Source organism: Massilia sp. CT11-108, assembly GCF_047302915.1.
GTDB lineage: Bacteria > Pseudomonadota > Gammaproteobacteria > Burkholderiales > Burkholderiaceae_D > Telluria > Telluria orientalis.
In genome coordinates this window covers 1-3,302 of record NZ_JBKYMO010000566.1, presented here as the reverse complement: position 1 = coordinate 3,302, position 3,302 = coordinate 1, and the positions used below count along the sequence as shown (strand labels likewise).

Sequence of the window (3,302 nt, the reverse complement as noted above, 5' to 3'; positions counted from 1 at the left end):
GCACCGGCGCCCGTGCAGCCCGCACCGGTGCAGCCGCCCGCCAATCCCCAGCCCGCACCGGAGCCGGAAAAGCAGGTCCCGGCCAACTGGGGCATCACGCCGAACAACGCCTAGACAGGATCGCCATGCACGACACCCCCAGCATGACTCCGACCATAAAGCGCCGCCTGACCGCGATGGTCTACGAGACCTTCCTGTTGCTGGCGGTGGAGATGCTGGCGGTGGCGCTGTTCCTCATCGTCACGCGCAACAATCACGCGCCCGTGTTCCAGTACGCGATGAAGGTCTGGCTGTTCGTCGTCACCGGCGCGTATTTCACCTGGGGCTGGACCAACAGCGGCCACACCCTCGCGATGAAGACGTGGCGCATGCAGGTCGTCACCACCGGCGGCGCGCGCCTGCCGTTGCGCATCGCCATCGTGCGCTACCTGCTGGCCTGGGGCTGGTTCCTGCCCGCCCTCCTCGCCTGCACGGCACTGGGCCTGAAGGACAAGGCCCAGATCGGCGCGGCCGTCGCCGTCGGCGTGCTGGCGTGGGGTCTCACGGCCTTCCTCGACCGCGACCGCCAGTTCCTGCACGACCGCCTGGCCGGCACCCGCCTGGTGCAGCTGCCGAAGCAGGTGAAGACCGCCGCCCCCGTCGAAGCGGCGTAATCACTGCTGCGCCAGCAGCTTGCGGATCGTCGCCTCGGTCTGCGCATAATCGCCTTCGCCGAAGTGCGTGTAAACCACTTCGCCCTTCTTGTCGACGAGGTAGAACGCCGGCCAGAACTGGTTGTTGTACGCGCTCCAGGTGGCATACCGGTTGTCCTGCGCGACCGGGAACGTAATCCCGTTGCGCTGCACGGCCGTCTTGAGGTTGTTCAGGTTGCGCTCGAAACCGTATTCCGGCGTGTGCACGCCGACGACGACCAGTCCCTGGTCCTTGTACTTCTGGTGCCAGCCTTTCACGTACGGCAGCACGTGCTGGCAGTTGATGCAGTCGTAGGTCCAGAAATCCACGAGCATCACCTTGCCGCGCAGCTGCTGCATGCTCAAAGGCGCGCTGTTGATCCAGTTGTCGATGCCGGCGAATTCCGGTGCGGGTGCTGCATGTGCGCCGCCAGCGATGAAAGCGGCAGCGAGGACGAGCGAACGGATTTTCATGGTGAACTCCTTACAGGGTTGGGAAGATGGACGGGACGTGGGCGGCGATCTGTGTGTCGACCTGGAACCAGATCGCGGCCGCGCTGGCCAGCACGAGCACGCCGAACGCGCGCTGCAGGGCCACCGCATGGCGGGCCACGCCGCGCACCCGCTGGACGATGGCCTGGCCGCCGTGGATCAGCGCCAGCATCGGCAGCGCGGCACCGAGCGCATACAGGCCGACGAGCCGCACGGCCTTGCCGGGATCGTGCGCCTGCACGACGAGGGCGAGGATCGAGGCGAGGACGGGACCGGCGCACGGCGTCCACACGGCGCCCAATGACAGGCCCAGCACGAACGCGCCGCTCTGCTTCGGGACGGCGCCGGTGCCGCGCAGCTTCGCCCACAGCGGGCGGACGGCGTCGACGAGCAGGTCCCACGGCCGCGACCAGATGCGCAGCAGGCCCGATACACCCAGCAGCACGATCGCGATATTCCGCAGCGTCTCCTGCGCCAGCTGCGCCGCGCTCGACACGGCGCCCAGCGCCAGCGCGAACGCGGAAAACGACAGTACGAAGCCGGCCACGATCAAGAGCGGACGGCGGCGGCTCGACTGTTCCACGGTCGCGCCGAGCAGAAACGGCAGCACGGGCAGCACGCACGGCGACGCCACCGTGGCCAGGCCGGCCAGCAGGGCAAGCGGGGATTCGATCGGGTTGGTCATGGGAGCCTCCTTGTTGTGTGAGACGCCATTGGACGCCCGCGGTGTGTACGCGATGTGTCCGCAACCTCCCATTTTTGTCAGGCCATGTGTCCTGTCCGGCCCCCGACACATTCGGACATAATGACGCCGCGACGTCGCGCTACAGTAGCCCTGCAACCAACGAAGGAGAACCCATGAACGAGTCCGATCACGTCCTGGTCGTCGACGACGACCGCGGCATCCGCGAACTGGTCGGCGCCTATCTGGAAAAGCAGGGGCTGCGCGTCACCCTGGCCGCCAACGGCCGCGAGATGAGAAACGCGCTGATGCAGGCGACGCCCGACCTGATCCTGCTCGACATCATGATGCCCGGCGAGGACGGCCTCACCTTGTGCCGCGAACTGCGCGCGGGGAAGCACCGCGCGGTCCCGATCGTGATGCTGACGGCGCGCGACGACGAGACGGACCGCGTCGTCGGCCTGGAACTCGGTGCCGACGACTACGTGCCGAAGCCGTTCGCCGTGCGCGAACTGCTGGCCCGCATCCGCGCCGTGCTGCGCCGCACGCGCATGCTGCCGCCGAACCTGCAGGTGACGGAGGCCGCGAAACTGATCGCGTTCGGCGACTGGCGCCTCGACACGGTCGGCCGCCATTTGCTCGATGCGGACGGCGTCGAAGTCGCGATGAGCGGTGCGGAATACCGCCTGCTGCGCGTATTCCTCGACCACCCGCAGCGCGTGCTGTCGCGCGACCAGCTGATGGGCCTCACGCACGGCAACGACGCGGAATTCTTCGACCGCTCGATCGACCTGCTCGTGAGCCGCCTGCGCCAGCGCCTGGGCGACGGCGCGCGCGAACCCCGCTACATCAAGACCCTGCGCAACGAGGGCTATGTGTTCTCGGCCGAGGTGACGATCCTGGAAGGCCGGACATGAAACCGCGGTCGGCCATCCCTTGGCCACGGAGCCTGTACGCACGCCTCGCATTGATCCTGTTCGCTGGCCTCGCAGTCGCGCAGGGCCTGTCCGTCGCGCTCACGTTCACGGAACGCGACCAGGCGACGACGAACCTGATGATGGGGTATGTGGAACGCGAAGTCGCGAGCTCCGTCGCCCTGCTCGACCTGCTGCCGGCGGCCGAGCGCCCGGCCTGGCTGCCGCGCCTCGCGCGGCGCAGCTACCGCTTCATCCTCGGGCCGGGCGAAACGGTGGGCGCGATGCCGGACGAGAAGCTGTCGGCGCAGATCGCGCACTCGATCGAACAGGGCATCGGCCGCAGCTATCCGCTGTCCGTGAACGGCCTCGGGAACGAGGGCCGCATGCAGGTGCACCTGCGCCTGTCGGACGGTGCGCCGCTGACCATCGACGTGCTGCCGATGCGCGGCGTGCCGCTGTCGCCATGGCTGCCGTACATGCTCGCGGCGCAGCTGGCGATCCTCGCCGCGTGCTGCTGGTTCGCGGTGCGCCAGGCCGTGC

The 3,302-nt window shown here is 68.2% G+C and carries 4 protein-coding genes and 1 pseudogene; 3 read left to right on the top strand and 2 right to left on the bottom strand.

The window, feature by feature from the left end:
* Positions 1–143: 143 nt before the first annotated feature.
* On the top strand, positions 144–653 hold the full coding sequence (locus tag ACEN88_RS27495) for an RDD family protein (protein WP_413344767.1): 510 nt from the start codon (positions 144–146) through the stop codon (positions 651–653).
* On the opposite strand, the gene ACEN88_RS27490 is transcribed toward ACEN88_RS27495, so the two are convergent.
* On the bottom strand, positions 654–1,145 hold the full coding sequence (locus ACEN88_RS27490; RefSeq protein ID WP_413344766.1) for a thioredoxin family protein: 492 nt from the start codon (positions 1,143–1,145) through the stop codon (positions 654–656).
* A 10-nt stretch (positions 1,146–1,155) separates the two neighbouring features.
* On the bottom strand, positions 1,156–1,848 hold the full coding sequence (locus tag ACEN88_RS27485) for a cytochrome c biogenesis CcdA family protein (RefSeq protein ID WP_413344765.1): 693 nt from the start codon (positions 1,846–1,848) through the stop codon (positions 1,156–1,158).
* 173 nt (positions 1,849–2,021) lie between these two features.
* Here ACEN88_RS27485 and ACEN88_RS27480 point away from each other — a divergent pair, with 173 nt between their 5' ends.
* Together ACEN88_RS27480 and ACEN88_RS27475 are read left to right on the top strand one after the other, a co-directional pair.
* Entirely contained in the window at positions 2,022–2,762 is a 741-nt protein-coding gene (locus tag ACEN88_RS27480) for a response regulator (RefSeq protein ID WP_413344763.1), read from the top strand.
* Positions 2,759–3,302 (top strand): annotated as a pseudogene (locus tag ACEN88_RS27475) (two-component sensor histidine kinase); the annotation flags it as partial. The gene ACEN88_RS27480 and the pseudogene ACEN88_RS27475, both read left to right, overlap by 4 nt.